Here is a 20,576-nt window from a genome sequence, read left to right on the forward strand (position 1 = left end):
GAGCGCCTTGCCCGCCCGGCAAAAAACAAAAGGTCACTGAGATCCTCATCTCAAAAAAAACCTTTTGCCCTGCGCCAGCTTATCTCACGAGGGTAATCGTTCCCTTCCGGACAAATGTCTGCTTCAAAATAAAATCGAAAAACTCTGCATGGTACACATATGCGCCGATAGGCTGTTGAACGCCATTGAAGATGCCATCCCAACCTGCGGATGGATTGGTTGTGCGGAAAACCGTCTCGCCATTACGGTTGTAGATCACGATCTTGTATTGTGGTACCGGGCAAAAAACGCCAGGCTGATATCGGTCATTCTTTCCATCTCCATTTGGAGTAAAGGCTGAAGGAAACTGTACACACCGGTCTTCACATTCAACAGCAACGACTGTATCCCGGAAAGAGCCACACATATTCTCCGCATAAATGCTGTAAGTTCCCCGGCCCGGTGCAAGCATTGATACGCCGTGTATACCATTGCTCCAGATATAGGTTGATTCTCCATCCGGAACCACCTGTAGCGTAATACCCGCTGCTCCACAAGGAATGATAAATGCTTCACCAAGATCAAACTTAGGTTTGTCGATCACCTTCACCTCCACCGGTACCCTGGGACTTTCACAACCCCGTATGGTTTGGGTAAACCAATAGGTCGCACGGCCAGTATCAACAGTGGAAGGTGTGGGAAGAATTGACTGGGGAGCGCCTCCGATCGGATCCGCATACCATTGAATCTGCTGACCCGTCACCTGTAAAGGCAATGCAGGCTGGCCCTTACAAAGTTTGACATCGCCGACAAAAGGAGATAATAAAAAGGAATTAAATAACACCGTAACGGTGTCTGAGCGGGAACATCCGCCAGCCATGATATCCAACCAGTATTTTCCATTAAAACCCACCGTGATAGAATTCGAAGCCGCCGCTGTTGACCAGGAATAGTTTCCCCCTGGTACAACAGGCGCGTTTAGTTGGAAAGTACTGCCTTGGCAAACGACAATAGTGTCATCTGCAAAGAAGGAATCAGGTATAGAGCATGGCTGAGCATTTGCAACTGTCATTGACAGTAACAGAACTATCAGCACACTAGCGGCACTCTTCATGATATTGGAATGGTGTTTCAGGTCGCAACGGCTTCGGCTTAATAACAATAACCTTACCAAAATACTAAAAGAACACCCCGTGTTATCAGAATAAGTGAAAATACTTCGGAATTGTTCCGGGTATAACTGAAAAATCTCCTAAGGGTTGCCGCATATCAAACTGATAATTATTTTGCAGCAAAATCAGCTACCGTGAATAATAACCAAAACGAACGTCAGCAGAATATCTGCATATATGGAGGAGTGTTCGGCATTCTGATCTCTGCCACCTGCCTGATACAGTTGATGACTTACACTTATTATCACTGGATTGCCTATATGCTCCCCACTATATACGTTATTACCCTGTTCGTCTTTCTCTTTCTGGCACTGCAAAAACTATTTGCTCCGGTACTGATGATAATCAGCACAGTACTGTCACTGATCGCCCTTGCATTTGTAATGATCGGGCGGGTCTATTCTCTCATATTGATCGTTCACTTCCTGTACTGCCTTACGATGACCATAGTGATCTATATGGAAAACATACCCGGTCTCCTGAAATACAGAGCCACGTTAAAAAAACAGGAAGAACTTGCGTGGAAGGACAAGATCTGATCACGTATACGTATATATATTATTCAAGGTGTAGCGAAGTGGAATCCGGCTCAATAACGGCCTGTTGCGCCTTCGCTTTTCTTTTGACCAGCGCGCTTACCCGGTGAACAAAAAATGCGCAAACAACGATCGCACCTGAGACAACCAGTCCCAACACCGGGTAATGTTGCAGCGGCGCATCTTTAGCAGGCTGAGATACGATCATTCCTGCTGTGATGGCGGCTATACCGCCAGCCATTTGCTGCAATGACCCATTGATACTCATAAACGCTCCGCGATCTCTCATCTCAGGGATGCTGGTTGTGAGTGCGACTGCCGGGATCATCCTGCTCATAATACCCATAAATAAGATCATATTGATCACAATGATCTGCCACAGCGGGATCGGTGGAAGATTTGTATAGATGATGATCATTACGATCGCCAGTGCGGAACCGGCCGAAAATAGCTTGAACTTATCGATCCGGTCAGCCAGTTTGCCCACCAGTGGCATGATGACGATCGAGGCAATGCCTGTAAACAGAAAGATCATTGCCAGCCGCTCCTGCGGGATCTTCAGATTATTCACGAGGTAAGCACTTCCAAATGGCATCAGCATAAATCCACCAACAGATAAGAAAGCCGTCGCCGCAAAACCGATCCGGTAATTTCTGTTAGCCAGTGTATGCCAGAAGTGGAGCAGTACGCTTTTATCGGACTGAAGCGCCAGGTGCGCTGTCACAGGTTTCATCTTAAAGATGATCACCGCAAGAATGATCACCGCCAGTACCACGATCATCAGAAATGACGCATGCCAGTCCCACAGATCAGCAAAATACAATCCGGCAGGAATACCCAATACCTGGCTCGCCGCAAAACCCATTTGCACCGTTCCCATCACACGGCCACGCTGTGCCGGATCAAACAGGTCCGTAATGATCGCCATAGAAACAGCTCCGATCACTCCACCAAACAGACCCGTGATGATACGTGCAATCAACAACTGATGATAATTATCCGCCATTGAACAAGCGACAGTGCCTGCAATAAAACCTATATAGAAAAACACCAGGAGTTTCTTTCTGTCAAATTTATCCGCAAATCCTGCGGCAAGAATTCCCGCACCACCGGCACTGAAAGCATAAGCGGAAACAACCGTTCCGAACTGAGATGGATTGATCTCCAGCTTTTTCATCAGTATATCTCCCAATGGAGAAAGCACCATAAAATCAAGCACCACGGTGAACTGCAATAAAGCGAGTAAAACCATTACCAGCAGTTGGTATGGAGTAAGTACAACAGGCTTTTTTTTCATATTTCTCAGATTGAAGAGTTGATTATCCAGATACAGCAGGCATACCCGCAGTTATTTTTTCGCAAGAGCCATTAATACCCTGTCGAAGGTTTGCCAAAGGATCTTATTGGAAAAGCTGAAGGGCCGCCCGCCAATACTTCTGCCTTCATTGCTGAATCTAAGCAACGTATACAGGGGACCATATGCAATGCTCCAGAAAACCTCCAGCGGCATTGGATCAATCTCTTTATTCTTCACCGCATTCTTCATAAACTTTCCCATGGCATTAGCAAACCCTTTCATAGCCACGGGAAAGATCGATTGATGATAAGTGGAACTGCGGAGCTGCTCAGCAAAAAGAGACACTTCGGGGTGGGCAAGCATATACCCTGCGCGATTTTTCCATTGCACGCGCAAGCCTTCCGCAAAAGGCATTGCCGGATCAAAACCATCCAGCACAGCAGCATTCATCTTTTCCATCTCTTCAGTTGCGATGGCGATGATCAGATCATCCTTATCCCTGTAATAAATGTAAAGCGTGGCCACGGAGATACCACAGGCTTTGGCAAGCTTGTTCATGCTGAACCCTTCAAATCCCTCTTTTCCCAGCACCATGATGGCGCGCTTCTTCACCAGCTCTTCTTTTGTCGTATCACGTATTCGCATGGAGCAAATATAAGTGAATATTCATTCACTTATAAAGACATCGTAAGAGGGAGGCATCAACGCACTTTCGCTTACTTGATTCCGCTGATGAAAACCATACTGCCTATGGTATAATGCTGGATCCGGCAGTCCTGGGCAAGGAACAGCCCGATTATCTCAGTGCTGCTCATAGCAGTGGCAAATTCATTATTCCGTTGGAGAAAACGAATATAAGCGCGGCTGAAAGACCGGTCATTCGTCAGAGAGGTGATATGAAAGCTTCCTCCTTTTTTCAGTATCCGGAGAAACTCTTTAATAAAAGCGGTCTTGTTGTCAAACAAATGTAACATCCCAAAGCTCACAACATTATCAACTGCACCGTCGTGGAATGGAAGTCCGAAAGCATCTGCCTGTAAAAATGTAACATGATGAGGTAACCTGCTCCTGTGTTGCAACAACCGGTGTTTCCCGATCCGCAACATTTCAAGCGAAAGATCAGCCAGCACTGTAAAGGCAGGTCTTGCTGCATACAATGAAGAGGTTTGTATCAGGCCGCCACATCCTATATCGACCACTGATCCCTGGCAGGTTGACAACACTTCCTTTGCGTAGTGCACGTAGTCTCCCGGTCTTGTTCCCCACATGATCTTATTATAAAGAAAATTTCCGACCAGCAACTCATATAACCGGGCCTTGCGGTCATAGGTTGCTTTAATGGAATATTCGACGCTACTGTAAATATTTGGCTCAATCTCGCGCACAGGTGAATGGACCAGGTATTTTATCATCCTTTTCGGTATTAATCAGGGCCTGCCTTTCTAAAGGCTTGTGTTGTTTACCGTATGAAATTAAAAATGGCCGGAGATAATCCGGCCATGAAGTGAACGTATTGTTAAAAGCAGATGATGAAACGGCATTGAAATCTGCTGGATCAAAACAGCTTAAGTGTTTCCCTTTACGGTTTAAAGCTTAACCATCCGGAAGGAGCTGCTCTTTCCTCCGGCTTTCACATCAAGCAGATAAACTCCTTTAGCATGATCGTCTCCTGAAAGATCGACCGGTATCTTTTGCACAAAGCCGTTCGCCGGTTGCTGCAGACGCTTTATCTGGCGACCAGTTACATCATGAACGATGATATCGATCTTTTCACCGGCCGGAGCCTGGCATATCAGGTTGAACATACCCTGTGAAGGATTAGGATACAACTGCCAGCTGATCTCTTCATCGAATACCACAGGCCGGACAGCTGAATAACGGAAACTGCCATTCTGATCCACCATTTTCAAACGATAATACCTCACTCCCGATTTGTTGGTCTCGCGATCCAGGAAACTGTACCTGGCACCATTCGGATTATTTTCACTTAAAACCTTTGCAAGTGGTTCAAAGGTTTGCTGATTCAATGCAGTATTCCCCTTTGCTAGTTCTATTTCATAGTGAGAAGAACTGATCTCTGAAGCCGTTGTCCAATCGATCTTAACATCACCGCTACCTGCTTTTGTTGCAGTAAAGCTGATAAGCTCTACCGGCAATGCCTGGTTATTACCCGGACCACCATTATTCAGCCAGAACTCTGAGAAATCCTTCACCCTGAATTCTGCATAATAGCCATTATCGTAAGGCACTTTCACCGCATTCGAAATAAACTGCCAGCGTCCGTTCACATTGTCAGCAAGGCTTCCATTCTCCAGCGACTTATTTGTATTATTATACTTAGATACGCCAAGTTCATAAGCAGATCCAGGTTTTGTGCACAAACCACAACCTCCTGCATTCAGCAACAATTCTGTTTCCTGGTCAGTAAAATAAAAACGAACGGTCACCGAATCCGTCAGGGTCGTCTGGGTTGGTTTGATCGTGATGTTCCTGTCATGATAATACTGATTGCTTGCATTCCGTACAGCACCCATATGAACATACCCCTGCACCGCCGTACTTCCCATATTTTGTCCTGCAGGGTTAACAGAAGCGATGACCTCTCCGCCGTCTGTAAAATGTATCCAGTTGCTACCCGTTACATTAGCCACAGTGACCGTATTGCTGTTAGCCGGCGGGCCATCGTATATCCCATATTGCTTATCGTATATGTGGATATCGTCCACGGCAATCCCTTCACGGCTGGCATAAGGATCGGCAGCCATTACAAATCTCAGGCGAAGCCGGTCATACCCTGTTGGTAATGGGATGGTCGCAACATGCCACCTCGTGTAATTCTGCACACTCCATAACTGATTACCGCTGTAATTTTTGTTATACCAGTTCGTACCGGAGCCAGACGATCCAAGTCTTGTCCATGTTTTTCCATCAGCAGAATATTCCATGTAAGCTGCATCACACAGCGTAGCGTTGCAATCTTCGATATCCAGCGCGAGACTGAAACTCAATGTCGGATTGGTCATTCCTGTAATATCAAAACAGGGTGAATACAAATAGGAATGTTCGCCGTCATTATAATTCCCGGTCAGGCTTGTTTTCCATGCTTTCGTTCCGCTCGCAGCTTTTCTTATATTGGACGACAAAGGTGTACCATATTGCCAGCTGCTTTTCAATCCGCCGGAATACCAGAAACCATTATCTGCTTCGAAATTCTGGATATAAGGGAACGTGGCGATCACAGGGGAATTGATCAGCTGAACATATGCCGTATCATTCTCCCTGTATGTATCAGAAGGCAGGTCGACCCAGATCCGCAGAGAGTGCACGCCCGGCGTTCCCAGGTTTGCCGTTGCGCTGAAATCATAGGAGATCGTACTATTCCCTGCAATCGACGCGATCACTTCGCTGATGATCGCGCCACCATCAACCTGCAAACGGACAGGAATACTGGTCAGCGTTGCCGCTGCACTGTTCTTTACCCTGATCTTAACCGGAACCGCAGCATTCAAACCACAGCTCGCCACAACCGGTGTATCAACTGCCAGCATTTGTATATCATTCGTCACCGTATAAAGATGAATATCATCAAACGTATACCCGGCGGCGCTTTCGTTATCGGCCGTCATTGTATTTCCATACTGACCGAACCGCACCTGCAGGCTGGAAGAGTATAGCTGTGCATTTGCCAGCAAAAGTGTTCGTAATTCAATGCTTGCTGATCTTCTGAATACACCGGCTGTCTGCTGGTTGGCATACAGGTCATACGCAAGGACCCAGGGAGATGTATCACTTCCTCTGATCCAAACCTTATTGGACGTATCCGGCAATTGCCCATGATGCTTGTACTGGAAGTCAAGACGGATATCATCGGTCGTAATATTATACGCCGAGAGATTGAAGGTAGCAGTCAACGAATCAACTGTTGCGGGTGACTGTGTTCTGTCGGCGTCCAGCGTCAACGCCCTGTTTCCCGAATAGGCAATACCACTGTTGACAAAAGTCCTGATCCTTCCCCAGATCGTTGAACCAACAAAATCATATCTGTCAAGACCAGTCAGGCCTGTTTGTCTTGTTGTATGACTCTGCATAGGCGCACTCTCCATGTTATCAATAAAATCTGTTGTAAGATCCATCACCGGGTTATCCAGTTGCCTGATCAACGCTTTAACGGTGTCGTTGGCTGTAATCACGTCTCCTGGATACGTAATACTTACTGTAAGCGGGTATTCACCAACGGCGGAAAGATCTGCGGTTGTAGTGAATGTATACGCATAAGTTCCTCCGGCGGCAATGGCTGGTGCCGTAATGGTTTCATTTACTGCAGGACCTGCTCCGAAAACATATCTCACTGCAATATTGCCGCTGGTCGGTGCATCATCGAGATTCTTGATCCTGATGGTGACCGGCGTTGTCGCTGAAAGAGAGGTGCTGGTAAACCTTCGTCCGGAGCCTGATGGCGAAACGAGCGCATCAATTTTAAGATCGTTATTGCTGATATTTCCTGCACAGGTACCGGTATTGGGTTGTGCAGCCAGCGCCGCAGAGCGCCAGCCCGGACTTCCATTGATCCTGGCTCTTACGGCCACATAGTAAACAGAATCTTTGGAAAGACCTCCAAAAGTATAGGACGTTGAAGCAGTGACCGCCACAGGAACCATCTCATCTCCGCGTAACATTGTTACTTCATAATCCGTCGCATCCGGCACAGCCGCCCATTGGATGGCAATATATCCCTCACATTGTGCCGGAGCCAGGGAAATAGAAGGCGTTCCCAGCACAACAAAATTATTGCTTACGCTTTGCAGCCCTGTCCCGTTTTGAACAACGCGAACTCTTGCCTGACTCGTATTACCGGAAGGCACAAACCATTTGAACTGACGTTGGCCGGCAGCGACGTTTGCTTCAATCGTTACAGGCCAGGTTGCTCCGCCATCTGTTGAATATTGCAGAGAAAATGTATTCGCAGGATTCCCGTAAGAATCCCAGTTGATATAAATAGAATCCCCCGCTGAGAAATATTCCCCGCCTACCGGATAAACGATCGTGGTCGATACAGGGATCGTATCATACACCAGCACATAATTATAAGCGGCAGTCAGCGGAATGGTGGTACCTGTAACACGAAAATCATAGTTACCCGCAGCAGGATTATTGATCACGACCTGCTCTATATTATTTCTGTGATCAGCCCCTTGCGTGGCATTGTTTGCGGCACCTGCCGGAGCCGGATTAAGAACATAAGGGAGAACGGTTGTACTGGCAGGTGTCCCTACCTCCAGATCAAGATCATTGACAAGCGAACTGGCCGAAAGCATTGTTGCGGGCGCATCATTCCAGTAAAGCATCACCTTCAATTGTGCGATATTGGCCCCTGATGGGATGGAAATTGTATGCGTATTTGTTGCTCCCGGATTAACAGCAGCCTCTATATAATTATTTTTCTCCAGCATGGTAACAGAGCGAAGAAGATTCATCTGACCAAATCCATAAAAATAGTCAGGCCCCGGATTCCCTATATCTGTTGCACCATTGCAAAGCAGGGCTTTCATCAGACTGGCCATCGGGTTTGCATTTGAATGCAGCTGCCTGTAACGCTGATATAATAACGCGAGGCCCCCGCTTACGGCAGGAGCGGCCATACTTGTTCCACTGCTGTATCCATAAAGATTTATCGGGAATGTTGATCTGACAAACTGCCCCTGGGCTACGATCTCCGGCTTGATACGTCCATCCGCTGCTGGCCCCCTGCTTGATGCCGGGCTTAATACAGACAGTTCCGTTGTATTCCCTACACTGATTGTATTCTTTGCACTCTGATAAGCGCCGAGTATGGTCCGGTAACCGGAAGTATAAGGAGCGCAGGTCATTTGCCCGCTGTTACCCGCAGCAAAAACATTCTGAAGGTTGGGCAAAAGGAAGGAAATATCATCCATGATCCGGGAGTAAAGATCGTACACGCCAAAAGTGGCACATTCATCTACCACATTTCCATAGGAATTATTCGTGATCACCATTCCGTGGTCAAAAACATAAGCGGGAGAATAGGCGAGAATATTGGAGAATTGCTGGCTGATCAGCTGTGCTTTCGGCGCATATCCCTTATAACGTTCCTGCAGCAAACCTCCGCCGGCCATCGTACCCGCCACATGCATTCCGTGATAATTAAACCCCAACGGCATGCGGTCTATCACCCTTCCCGTAAAATCAGTATGAAAAAGCAAGGTCGCATTATCGCCAACACCCATCACCACTCCTTCACCATTCAACGCCCGGCCTCCTGGCAGGGATGATTGCAGTACATTAGCTCTGGATATTACTTTGCTCTTATCATTGAGCAGAACATCTTCACCCGGCACCGGCTGAACGTATTCCACGAAGCCAAGGCCAGCCAGTTCCTTTACTCTTTCTTTTGCGATGCGAACCGCTATGACCCTGTATTTGTCATAGGCAGTCGGAATGATCTCAACGCCCATTGAGAGCAGCTCACGCTTCAGATCTTCCGCATTGATAGTTTTGGGATAGCTGATCCAGAGATCAATCTTACCGGGAACCTTTAGTGATCTTACCGGAAACATACCGCTGAGCAATTGCGGTGTCATTTTCTGCTCGGGTGTGAGTGTGATCAAAGAACGTACCCGCACCTGACGAAGCATCTGTGCATTCATCGTTCCTTTTACGGTTGCGGTATAAGTATTATGGGGGATATACTCAAGCAGCTCTATACCTGATGCAGCCAGCGCCTGCTTCTCTGATTCATCCGGTAGTTTATCAAACTGGATAAGCATATAGCGGGATAGGTTGCTTCTGGAAGAGAGCTGATTGAATGTTGCCACTTTTTCCTCTAGCACGTGCTTTGGAGGAATGAACGTTCCCGACCGTAATGCGATCGAATAGGCTGAACTGTCTTGCGCGATAGAAGTACCGGCAAACAAAATTGCCGCAAGAAAGATAATTGGATTCATTCTCATAAGAGACATTGAGGAAACTAAGGTAGTGAATTGTCAGAGCACTTTGAGACACTTAGGGCGTGGCTTTCGCTAACAGATACCGGTTGACCTCTAAGCGGTATACCATGGCTGTAACAGACCAAAATTTCTCATACATACAACGTTCCCGGATCAAAAATTGGTACACTGGCGCGCAACTATTTCTGAAATGAGTGATTACGGCGGATACGGCTGTTTACTGTGCGGGAAAACAAAACTTATGGATCCCTGAAAGGAAGCGATGCATCTCTTCCATATTCTTAACAGGCTGAGCTATCAGCAGGAAAAGTTTACCGGTCTGCTTGAGCTTTCCCTTATTGGTTCCTGTCTGCAGGTATTGAATGATCCTTGTAAAGAGATCGGATTCAAAATATGGAGAATCAGGGCGGTTGATGAAATGACAGCGCAGCACTTCCTCTTTAAGCGACATTTTTTCAAAACCAAGATCAACAGCGAGTTTACGGCAGCGTACAGTTATAAAAAGGTCTTCCACCTGCGGCGGGATCTTACCGAAACGGTCATTCAGTTCCTGGCGCATATCTTCCAGTTCCTGGTCAGTTTCAGAGTTATCCAGTCGCTGATAAAGGGAAAGTCTTTCCGTTACACTTTCCACGTAGCTATCAGGGATGAGTATTTCAAGATCAGTATCGATCGTACAGTCCTGTACGAAATCATCCTGTTTGGCTATCTCTTCCTTGAACAGTTCTTTGAACTCTGTCCGCTTGAGCTCTTTGATCGCTTCTTCGAGGATCTTCTGATACATTTCAAAACCGATCTCCGCCATAAAGCCGCTTTGCTCTCCACCCAGCAGGTTTCCGGCACCGCGGATATCGAGATCACGCATGGCGATCTGGAAACCGCTGCCCAGTTCGCTGTGTTGTTCGAGCGTTTGCAACCGCTTACGGGAGTCAGCAGGCAATGTGCTCATTGGAGGCGCCAGCAGATAGCAGAATGCTTTCTTGTTACTACGGCCTACACGTCCGCGAAGCTGGTGAAGATCACTTAACCCGAACTGGTGAGCATTATTGACAATGATGGTATTCACATTCGGAATGTCCACACCGCTTTCCACGATGTTTGTACATACAAGTACGTCATAGCGGCGATCAATGAAATCGAGGATCTTTTCCTCCAGCTCATGACCTTCCATCTGCCCATGGGCAAAACCGATACTAAGATCCGGGCACAAACCCTGGATGATCGCACTCATCTCAGAGAGCCCGTTGATCCTGTTGTAAATGAAGAATACCTGGCCGCCGCGTTCTGTTTCATAATAGATCGCATCACGGATGAAATCCTGATTATATACCTGCACTTCCGTTTGTATCGGCTGACGATTGGGCGGAGGTGTATTGATGATGCTAAGATCCCGGGCACCCATCAACGAGAATTGCAGCGTCCGCGGGATAGGCGTTGCAGTAAGCGTTAAACAATCTACAGTTGTACGAATGCTTTTGATCTTTTCCTTATGGGCAACACCAAACTTCTGCTCTTCATCCACTACCAGCAATCCAAGGTCTTTGAACTTTACTTCTTTACCAAGAATACCATGCGTACCTACGAGTATATCTATCTTTCCTTCTTCCAGTTTCTTCAGCGTTTCTTTTTTCTCTTTAGAAGATTTGAACCGGTTGAGGTAATCAACCGTCACCGGAAAATCTTTTAACCGTTCACTGAATGTTTTATAGTGCTGGAAGGCAAGAATGGTTGTGGGTACAAGTATCGCAGCCTGCTTTCCGTCCAGGCATGTTTTGAATGCCGCCCGGACAGCTACTTCTGTTTTCCCGAAACCTACATCACCACAAACCAGGCGGTCCATCGGTGAGGGAGATTCCATATCTTTTTTTACATCGCCGATCGCTTTGCTCTGATCGGGAGTGTCTTCATAGATAAAAGATGCCTCAAGTTCTGTTTGCATGTAATTGTCCGGCGCATGGGAAAAACCTTCCTGCGCCTTTCGTTGAGCATACAATTTGATCAGGTCGAAGGCGATCTCCTTCACTTTCACTTTGGTCTTTTCCTTCAGTTTGCTCCAAACATCAGAACCAAGCTTGTTTACTTTCGGAACACTTCCTTCCTTCCCTGTATATTTCGCGATCTTGTGCAGTGAGTTGATATTTACATACAGGATATCGTTGTTTTTATATAACAATCGCACTGCTTCCTGCAAACGGCCATTCACTTCGAGCTTTTGAAGCCCGCTGTAAACGCCTACGCCATGATCGATATGCGTTACATAATCTCCCGGCTGCAGCTCACGCAATGTGCGAAGCGTAAGGGCTTTACTTTTATTATACGCCTGTTTTACCTTATACTTATGATATCGCTGGAATACCTGGTGATCGGTATAGCACACGATCTTCTGATCTTCGTCAATAAACCCCGAGTGAATGGACGTTGATACAGGGTTAAAAACGATAGCCGCATTCAGATCGTCAAATATGGTTTGCAAACGCTCCAGCTGTTTAGGGTTTTCTGCAAACAGATAGAGCTTAAAGTTCTTTGCTTCCCAGTTTTTCAGATCATTGATCAGCAGATCAAATTGTCGGTTGAACGCTGGTTGTTCCTTCGTCAGAAATTCTATTTCAAAAATTTCGTAGGAAGAAGGGAAACTGTTGTCATAACCAAACCCAGTAACGTGACGGGTCAGCAGTTTTTCTTCAAAGATCTCTGCGGTGATGAATTCGTGAACCGCTACATCTTTCTTCACCAGCTTATCATCTTCCTCCGCCTGTTCCTTCCGGCCAAAGGGCAAGCCTCCTTCTGTTCTTCCGGCGATGAACGCAACCAGGTCTTCTTCGTTCTCTGCCAGCTTCGCTTTGCATATTTCATAATCCTGCAACCAGACAATAGTATTTTCCGGTAAGAAATCAAACAGGGAAACACGCTCGTCACTTTCAAACTGCGTGTCCACATTTGGAATGATACTCACCTGCAGCAATTTTCGCTCGCTCAGTTGAGTTTCAGGATCAACTATCCGGATGGAATCAACTTCATGACCAAACAATTCAATCCTGTAAGGTTTTTCGTTGCCAAAAGAATAAATATCGAGGATGCCACCGCGAAGCGCAAACTGACCTGGCTCATAAACAAAATCTGTCCGCTCAAAGCCGTAGTCAGCCAGTTGCAGCAACAATTTCTCGAGGTTTAGCGTATCACCCGATTTGATATAAATGATATTGGACGACAAAGTCCCGGGGACGACCACTTTTTCAAACAGTGCTTCAGGATAAGTGACCAGCACTTTCTTATTACCACCAGCTGCGATCTTGGTCAGTGATTCAGTCCGCAGCATCACATGCGAAGAATTCAGCAACCTGTAGTTCTTCCTGTTTTTAAAAGAGGACGGAAAATAGAAAATATCAAGTGCACCGGTCAGATTTTCCAGCGTATTATGGAAATACGCCGCTTCCTCTGCATCATTCAGGATGATCAGGTGGTTCAGTTGTGCGCAGGACGGATGCAAAAAAGTAGCGGCTGTAATGAACTCAGCCGAGCTGCCTCTTAGGCCTGCGAGAAATATCTTTTGAGGTTGGGAAAAAGAAAGCCTGTCCGCCAATTGAAACAGGCGGGGGGTATCCTGATACTGCTGCAACAATTCCTTCGTCATATAACGGATGCAAAGTTAGGGGAATGAAGGGAGACCGCGGACGAAGACCACAGATGACCGATGACCGATGGCCGATGGCCGATGATCGATGATCGATGGCCGATGGCGGATGGCCGATGGCGGATGGCCGATGACCGATGACCGATGGCCGATGACCGATAGCCGATGACCGATAGCCGATGACCGATGGCCGATGACCGATGGCCGATAGCCGATGGCCGATGGCCGAAAGTACATAGACCCATTAGCCCCATGCACTATACCACCTTGCGGCAATAGCCTCCCTCCAGATGCCGCATTCGGCCATCGGCCATCGAACTGCTGCAGGAAAATCTCTTATTCAAATGACATGGGACCCGTCGCCCGGGCCTGAGCCCTATCTGGCTCATTTTCACTATTTAAGTATAAACACTTATCAAAACCTTGTACTTTCTCTTAATTTTATTTACCTTTTCTGGGCATTCGACACAATAAAGCGTGCAAATCAGCATTAATTAAGTCCACCATTAGCATTTTCCGGGTACCTCCTGTAAAGGGTTATTCCCTGATATGAGTCCGGCGGAACCGGGAAGTGTTAAACCAACCATCTGTACATGAACCAATATCCTACCACTGGCAAGCGCTTTAAGGCGTTAACAGCCACCTATTTGATTTTGCCGTTACTGGCATCTGCACTTTATCTGCCTGCCCGGTCACAGGGAGTGACAGGCATTATCACCGATTACGGCGGTTTTTGGAAAACCAGCACCACGACAGTAAACCCCATAAAACCCGACAACAGTCATAACCTGCTGGCATTCACCTGGAATGGTACCCAATACGCCACAGGCGCTAATAATCCCCTGCTGACCTCCCGCGGAGAGACATATGTGAATGGCGATTGGTGGTCGATGAACATATATTCGTATACCGGTTCTATGAATGACGCCCTGATCGCGCTCGGACAGATGTATGACGGCGTAGACAACGGCGCCAGCACGCCTCCTCCCTCAAACGCTAATTTCACTGATTACCTCAGAGACGGTATCAAAGGGCTTGATCTGGGAACCGGCATTTCCAATCTTCCGTCAAACAATTCATTCACCTTTTTTGCGCATAGCCTGAACGTCGCGAGAATAGGCGACGGAGTACCGGATATTCTGATCACCCAGTTTGCCCAACCCGGTACAGAAACATACGAGTTCCTGAATTCGTCCGGGGTCCGCGTCGGGAATGCGGTAACGGTAAATTTTAACAGTGTTACCCGCGTAGCGAACTGGACCATCGACTTCTATAATGCTACCTCCATGGCGCTGACGTCAAGCCTCCGGAAAACAGAGCGGGAACTCAGACTTTGGGCAGCAGATCTTAGCTTATTTGGGATAAATTCTACTAATGCCCCCAGCGTCGCCAGGTTCAGGATCCATATGTCCGGTGCCAGCGACTTCGCTTTCTCGGCTTATAACAATCAAACCATCGTCATTTCCAATACACTGCCCGTAACTTTAAAAGATTTCAGGGCACAGGTATCCGGTCAGAAAGTTGAACTGAACTGGTCAACACTCTCCGAAAGCAGTACCAAGTATTTTATCGTTGAAAAAAGTCGCGGTACAGACTATCTACCAGTGGATACGATCAAGGCCAATGGCCAGTCGGCTGAACAAAAGGACTATCGGGCTTATGATCCTTCCCCATCCAACGGCACATCCAATTACCGCCTCCGCATCGTAGATAATAATGGCTCCATAAAATACAGCCAGGTGGTTCCGGTGTTTTTCGAGAAAACAGGTGTTGTATCACTTTACCCCAATCCGACCTCCGGCTCTATTACCATCCTTCATCCGGCAGGATCGTCGGGTGACAGGGTACAGATCTTTGATCCGGCAGGCAGGCAGGTATTGCAACAGGACCTGTTGAAAGGGAAAACCTTTACATCGGTCAATATGCAATCACTGGCAAGAGGGGTTTATCACGTGACACTCAGGTCAAATGGTGTGCTCAGAACAGAACAGGTGCTTTTGCAGTAACCAGACGATCTATGCATAAAAAGAAAGGTCCCGTTCATTGCGGGACCTTTCTTTTTATAGCGTAACCGGTCTAGTATACAGCATCATAATCTGCCCTGAATTCTACATCGGTGTATTTACCGGTAAGCACCTCAACGGGGTATATATTATTTTTCGCGTCGAACAGGTTTGCGTAAAAGTTTCCATCCTTTTTCACAAACAATGAATAGTTGCCGGGAGGCAGTTTGATCGAAAAGGCGCCGGAAGCGTCAGTTTTGATGGTCTTGACCAGCGGCGTATTGATCTGGCTGTAAAAGCTGGTGCTGCCGACCCTGGTAACTTGTTCAAGATTGGTCAGCTCATAGATAAAAAGCTCCGTTTCAAACCCTTGCGGGGTTGATGGCGGCCGATCCGGAGAAGGCATCTGGTTACCTTTTACAAGATAGACATGCCCTTTCATGCCAGAGCGGGAACATCCCATGTCATTGCTGGTGGTAAGTGCCAACAAACCGAGGGCTAATAAAGGCATCGACCAAAAATTGTAGCTCTTCATAACTTAACGCGTTTGCAATTAGTGTAATTTAGAATGTTGTTTCGACATACCCATCGACCACCAAAACAGAATTGAAAAATATGCGATTTTTTTCAGTACGCTTACTAATTATCGTAATGGCTACCGGCTGTTGCGGACATGCTTTCGCCCAGGTGAAAACGAATACAGAGGTTTTACGTCAAAAGGCGGTCCAGGAGGCAGCCAGGGAGAAAGTACTTCATGAGGAGGTAATAAAGCTCGCTAAACAAAAAAACTGGGATACGCTAAGGATCCTCCCAAATGGCGGCATCTCCAAACTTGTTGGCGTGGATGGGTTTGGCCTACCATTGTATGTCTCCACCCATAGTAATCTTGCAGCAGCTGCAACGATCGGCACAAACAAACTGTGGCCGGGCGGGACTACAGGACTCAATCTCTCCGGGTCATCAGCGAATGTAAAAGGAAAACTGGCTGTCTGGGATGGTGGACGCGTACGCGAAACACACGTTGAACTGGTTGGTAGAGTAACACAGAAAGATAACGCGACTACACTGAGCGAACACGCGACACACGTTGCGGGGACACTTACCGCAACCGGTGTTAACCCTAATGCAAAAGGGATGAGCTTCGGCCTGCAGGAGTTACTCGCTTATGATTTCACTTCCGATAACAGCGAAATGACCACTGCCGCACCTAACCTTCTCGTTTCAAACCACTCCTATGGATTTAATGCCGGATGGAATTATAATACGAACGTCACTCCTAACCGCTGGGAATTCCTCGGTCGCTTTGATGCAACCGAAGATTACAGATTCGGCTATTACTCAAACGATGCCGCTACATGGGATGAGATCTCTTACAACGCACCTTTTTATCTCATCGTAAAATCAGCGGGTAATAACCGGAATGAGAACGGGCCGGCGGTTGGTCAGCCATACTGGCGATACAACGCATCCGGCGTGATGGAAGCCGCTGGCAACCGCCCGGCAGGCATCAGCAGCAACAACAGCTATGAGATCCTCTCAACAAACAGTACCGCTAAAAATATCTTGCTGATCGGTGCAGTAAATGCCATACCCACAGGCTATTCCCGCGCGGAAGATGTAGTAATGTCAAACTTCAGCAGCTGGGGACCTACCGATGATGGACGCATCAAACCGGATGTAGTGGCAAATGGTGTCAATCTGCTATCCAGCATATCAGCATCCAATACTTCTTACGGAGTATCGAGCGGAACATCCATGTCCAGTCCCAATGCATCCGGATCATTGCTGTTGCTGCAGGAATACTATGCACAAAAGAATAGCGGCAACTTCATGCGTGCCGCTACATTGAAAGGGATCGTGATCCATACCGCTGATGAAGCCGGAACATCACCCGGCCCTGACTACCAGTTCGGCTGGGGATTGATCAACATGCAGAGAGCAGCGGACATGATCACGAATAATAACAACGGCACACTTATCAGGGAAGAAGTACTGGCGAATGGCGGCAAACTTACGCTGCCTGTTGTTGCATCAGGAGATGGAGTATTGCGCGCAACTATTTCATGGACTGATCCGAAAGGAACTGTAGAGCCGATCGCCAACGCATTGAATAATCCGAATAGAAAACTGATCAACGACCTCGATATCGTGATCAAAAGAGGGGCAACCGAATATCGCCCATGGATCCTTACACCGGCAGTTCCGGCTGCCGCAGCGACCCGCGGAGATAACATCCTGGATAACGTTGAAAAGATCGAATTGCCCGACGTGATCCCCGGTGAAACCTATACCATCGAGATCACTCACAAAGGCACACTTCAGGCAGCTTCTCAGGCTTATTCATTATTGGTAAGCGGTATTACTGCCCAGTCCTATTGCGCCTCGAATCCAACCAGTACTGCGGGTGCAAGAATTGACAGCGTTTCCTTTTCAACCATTCGTCGCCAGAATCCTGCCGGATGCACCGGATATACGAACAACACTTCCATCCTTGGTACTGTAGAGGCCAGCCAGGTCCTTCCGATCTTCGTCCGCCTGAACAGCTGCGATGCAACCAGCACTGATAAAGTGGTCAAAGTATTCATCGACGCCAATAACGACGGAGACTTTACTGATGCCAATGAAACCCTCGCAACCAGTGGAGTGATCAATGGAAACGGAGATTTCACCGGAAGCATCACCATTCCTTCTTCAATGACCGTCGGCAGATACTCTATCCTGCGGATCGTGATGCAGGAGACAAATAACGCGGCAGGCGTGACCCCATGCGGAACCTACACAAGAGGAGAAACCCAGGATTACCGGATCCTGGTGGTCACACCCTCCCTTGATTTCGGTATATCCGAACTGGTATCTCCGGAACAAGGCAATTGTGCTGCAACCGCGCAATATGTATCTGTCCGCATCCGCAACAATGGCTCGGCTAACAAGAAAGATATTCCATTGACCGCAGTGGTCCGGCAGGGAACAACGACAGTAGCAACACTGACGGCAACCTATGCCGATACTATCCTTGCATTCACGGACGAAATATACACATTCCAGACTCCGGTAGAGATCGCTCCTGGATTACCTTATACCGTTACGGTAACGACTGCATTCCCCGGTGATCAGAATCCCGCTAATGACCAAACCGTATTCAGTTTCACGAGTCGGGCGAAAGCCGCAGCTCCGGCAGGCACAGCGGTCATCTGCGGAACCACCGCCCAGCTGAATGTAACAGCCGCAAACAATTCCGTCGCCTACAGCTGGTATACCACCGCATCGGCAACCACGCCACTTGTTACAGGCGCAATGGCCAATACAAGTACGATCCAACCAACCTACTACCTGAGTTCAGGAGAGATCTCTAAACTCGGTCCGGTGAATAAGCAGGCCTTTACCGATGGAGGGTATAATGCTTTCAGCGGTAATATCGTCAAGTTCACCACATCTGCGCCGGTGACGATGCAGACGGCAAGATTATACATCGGAACACCTGGCAAGATCACTTTTACTCTTCGTCAGGTCACAACTGAAAATGCAGACGGTTCTTATTCGTATTATGCGATCTCATCGAAAACGATCGATGTTACTGCTACTGCACCAACACCGCCTGTTCTGGGCGCTTCAAATAATAACCCGGCGGATGCAGGTGCTGTTTATTACCTCGGCATCGACTTTCCGACTCCTGCCAACTATTACCTGCTGATCACCTGCAGCGATGGTGCCTCTATCTACAGAAGTAACAATATCACTTCTACCACACACTATCCATATACTGTTCCGGGAGTGATCTCCATTACAGGAAATACAGCCACAGACCCTGCGGGCGTTGATCAGAATTATTTCCAGAAGTTCTATTACTTCTATTATGATATCGGCCTTAAACTGCCCTATTGCGCGTCAGACCGCGCAGCGATCGTGGCAACCACACCAACAGCACCAGTGATCACACAGAACGGTAACGTGCTTACCAGCAGCGTGGCAACCGGTAATCAGTGGTACCTGAACGGCTTCGCCGTTAGTGGAGCAACCGAACAAACATTTACACCAACAACCAATGGAATATATACCGTCGCGATCAGCAGCGGTGCATGTATCCTTACTTCAAACCAGATCAATTTTACCACAACCGCTGTAGTGAATGTTGATCCGGATGAGATCGGTATGAAAGTGTCTCCCAATCCTGCACCGGCAGGAAGGTTCACACTTCAACTGAATACAAACACAAGAAGCAATCTTGATATTTCGCTTTTGAATATGACCGGCCAGCAGGTATACAAAGAACAGATACCTAACTTCTCCGGCCGCTTAAGCAAACAGATCGAACCGGCAAGGCTTTCTGCCGGCGTTTATTATCTGCGGGTCATCCACGATAAAAAATCCTACATCCGTAAAGTTGTTGTACTGGAGTAATTGAATCGAAACAATACAAGAAAGGGGATAAGAGTTTTCTTATCCCCTTTCTTGTATATAAGAAGCAAAAGTTGGGGATGGGAAGGGAGAAGGTTTAATAGTTTAAAAGTTTCAGAGTTTCACTGAGTTTCAGAGGTTCCATAAGTTGATATTCTGTAAAAGGTTCGTAGGTCCCGGGGCTCCTATGACTTCCGGGGGGAATATACCCGTGTCGCGGGACGATTCATTACCGCCGCCCGCACTACGATCCATGTACCGCCGCGCGCGCTGATTCATTCATAGCCGCGCGCGCATGCCAGAAATGGGCATACGACAGCAACCGCATTGCTGCGTTTGACTGTCGTCGCCCACTTTTCAATTGTATCATTCCACATTTCCTATCTCATTCTTCCTTTTTTTGATCATAGATGCAATAAAAAAAACGCACCGCCCTTTTCAGGACTGCCCTCCTCCACCAGTCCTGAAAATGACGGTGATTAAGAAATTTCTCTGTTGTAAAGATCACTTTATGCAAAAGCGAATCCATGGGAAAAACACAAGATCTCACGGGAAAATAACGGAAGTATGGCGATGAATTAACGATCATTAAGATAAG

At 47.4% G+C, this 20,576-nt stretch carries 10 protein-coding genes; 3 read left to right on the forward strand and 7 right to left on the reverse strand.

Going from position 1 to position 20,576, the window contains the following annotated elements; all coding sequences use genetic code 11:
* Positions 1-79: 79 nt before the first annotated feature.
* Positions 80-1,093, reverse strand: coding sequence for a T9SS type B sorting domain-containing protein (locus tag LZZ85_RS26360; protein ID WP_237876732.1), 1,014 nt, complete (start codon positions 1,091-1,093; stop codon positions 80-82).
* 192 nt (positions 1,094-1,285) lie between these two features.
* Here LZZ85_RS26360 and LZZ85_RS26365 point away from each other — a divergent pair, with 192 nt between their 5' ends.
* Positions 1,286-1,690 carry a hypothetical protein gene (locus LZZ85_RS26365; RefSeq protein ID WP_237876734.1) on the forward strand — a complete coding sequence of 135 codons (405 nt, stop codon included), beginning with the start codon at positions 1,286-1,288 and terminating at the stop codon, positions 1,688-1,690.
* A gap of 19 nt (positions 1,691-1,709) precedes the next feature.
* Here the strand turns inward: LZZ85_RS26365 and LZZ85_RS26370 are convergent, their stop codons facing one another.
* The 5 genes from LZZ85_RS26370 to mfd form a co-directional block, all read right to left on the reverse strand.
* Positions 1,710-2,984 (reverse strand): MFS transporter, encoded by a 1,275-nt coding sequence (locus LZZ85_RS26370; protein WP_237876736.1) that lies wholly within the window; start codon positions 2,982-2,984, stop codon positions 1,710-1,712.
* A 51-nt stretch (positions 2,985-3,035) separates the two neighbouring features.
* A complete protein-coding gene (locus LZZ85_RS26375) occupies positions 3,036-3,629 on the reverse strand; it encodes a TetR/AcrR family transcriptional regulator (protein ID WP_237876737.1) in 594 nt (197 codons plus the stop codon).
* A gap of 71 nt (positions 3,630-3,700) precedes the next feature.
* Positions 3,701-4,396 (reverse strand): class I SAM-dependent methyltransferase, encoded by a 696-nt coding sequence (locus LZZ85_RS26380; RefSeq protein ID WP_237876739.1) that lies wholly within the window; start codon positions 4,394-4,396, stop codon positions 3,701-3,703.
* 174 nt (positions 4,397-4,570) lie between these two features.
* Complete coding sequence (locus LZZ85_RS26385) at positions 4,571-9,952, reverse strand: S8 family serine peptidase (protein WP_237876741.1); 5,382 nt, start codon at positions 9,950-9,952, stop codon at positions 4,571-4,573.
* Positions 9,953-10,166: 214 nt separating this feature from the next.
* Positions 10,167-13,580 carry a transcription-repair coupling factor gene (gene mfd, locus LZZ85_RS26390; RefSeq protein WP_237876743.1) on the reverse strand — a complete coding sequence of 1,138 codons (3,414 nt, stop codon included), beginning with the start codon at positions 13,578-13,580 and terminating at the stop codon, positions 10,167-10,169.
* Between the two features lie 593 nt (positions 13,581-14,173).
* On the opposite strand from mfd, the gene LZZ85_RS26395 reads away from it, so the two are divergent.
* The gene (locus tag LZZ85_RS26395) at positions 14,174-15,586 is read left to right on the forward strand and encodes a T9SS type A sorting domain-containing protein (RefSeq protein WP_237876745.1); all 1,413 of its coding nucleotides are present in this window, start codon (positions 14,174-14,176) and stop codon (positions 15,584-15,586) included.
* 70 nt (positions 15,587-15,656) lie between these two features.
* Here the strand turns inward: LZZ85_RS26395 and LZZ85_RS26400 are convergent, their stop codons facing one another.
* A complete protein-coding gene (locus LZZ85_RS26400; RefSeq protein WP_237876747.1) occupies positions 15,657-16,094 on the reverse strand; it encodes a carboxypeptidase-like regulatory domain-containing protein in 438 nt (145 codons plus the stop codon).
* A gap of 104 nt (positions 16,095-16,198) precedes the next feature.
* Between LZZ85_RS26400 and LZZ85_RS26405 the strand changes: the two genes are divergently transcribed.
* Positions 16,199-19,981, forward strand: coding sequence for a S8 family serine peptidase (locus LZZ85_RS26405; RefSeq protein ID WP_237876749.1), 3,783 nt, complete (start codon positions 16,199-16,201; stop codon positions 19,979-19,981).
* Positions 19,982-20,576: the final 595 nt, after the last annotated feature.

Source organism: Terrimonas ginsenosidimutans, assembly GCF_022012415.1.
GTDB classification, from domain to species: Bacteria; Bacteroidota; Bacteroidia; order Chitinophagales; family Chitinophagaceae; genus Terrimonas_A; species Terrimonas_A ginsenosidimutans.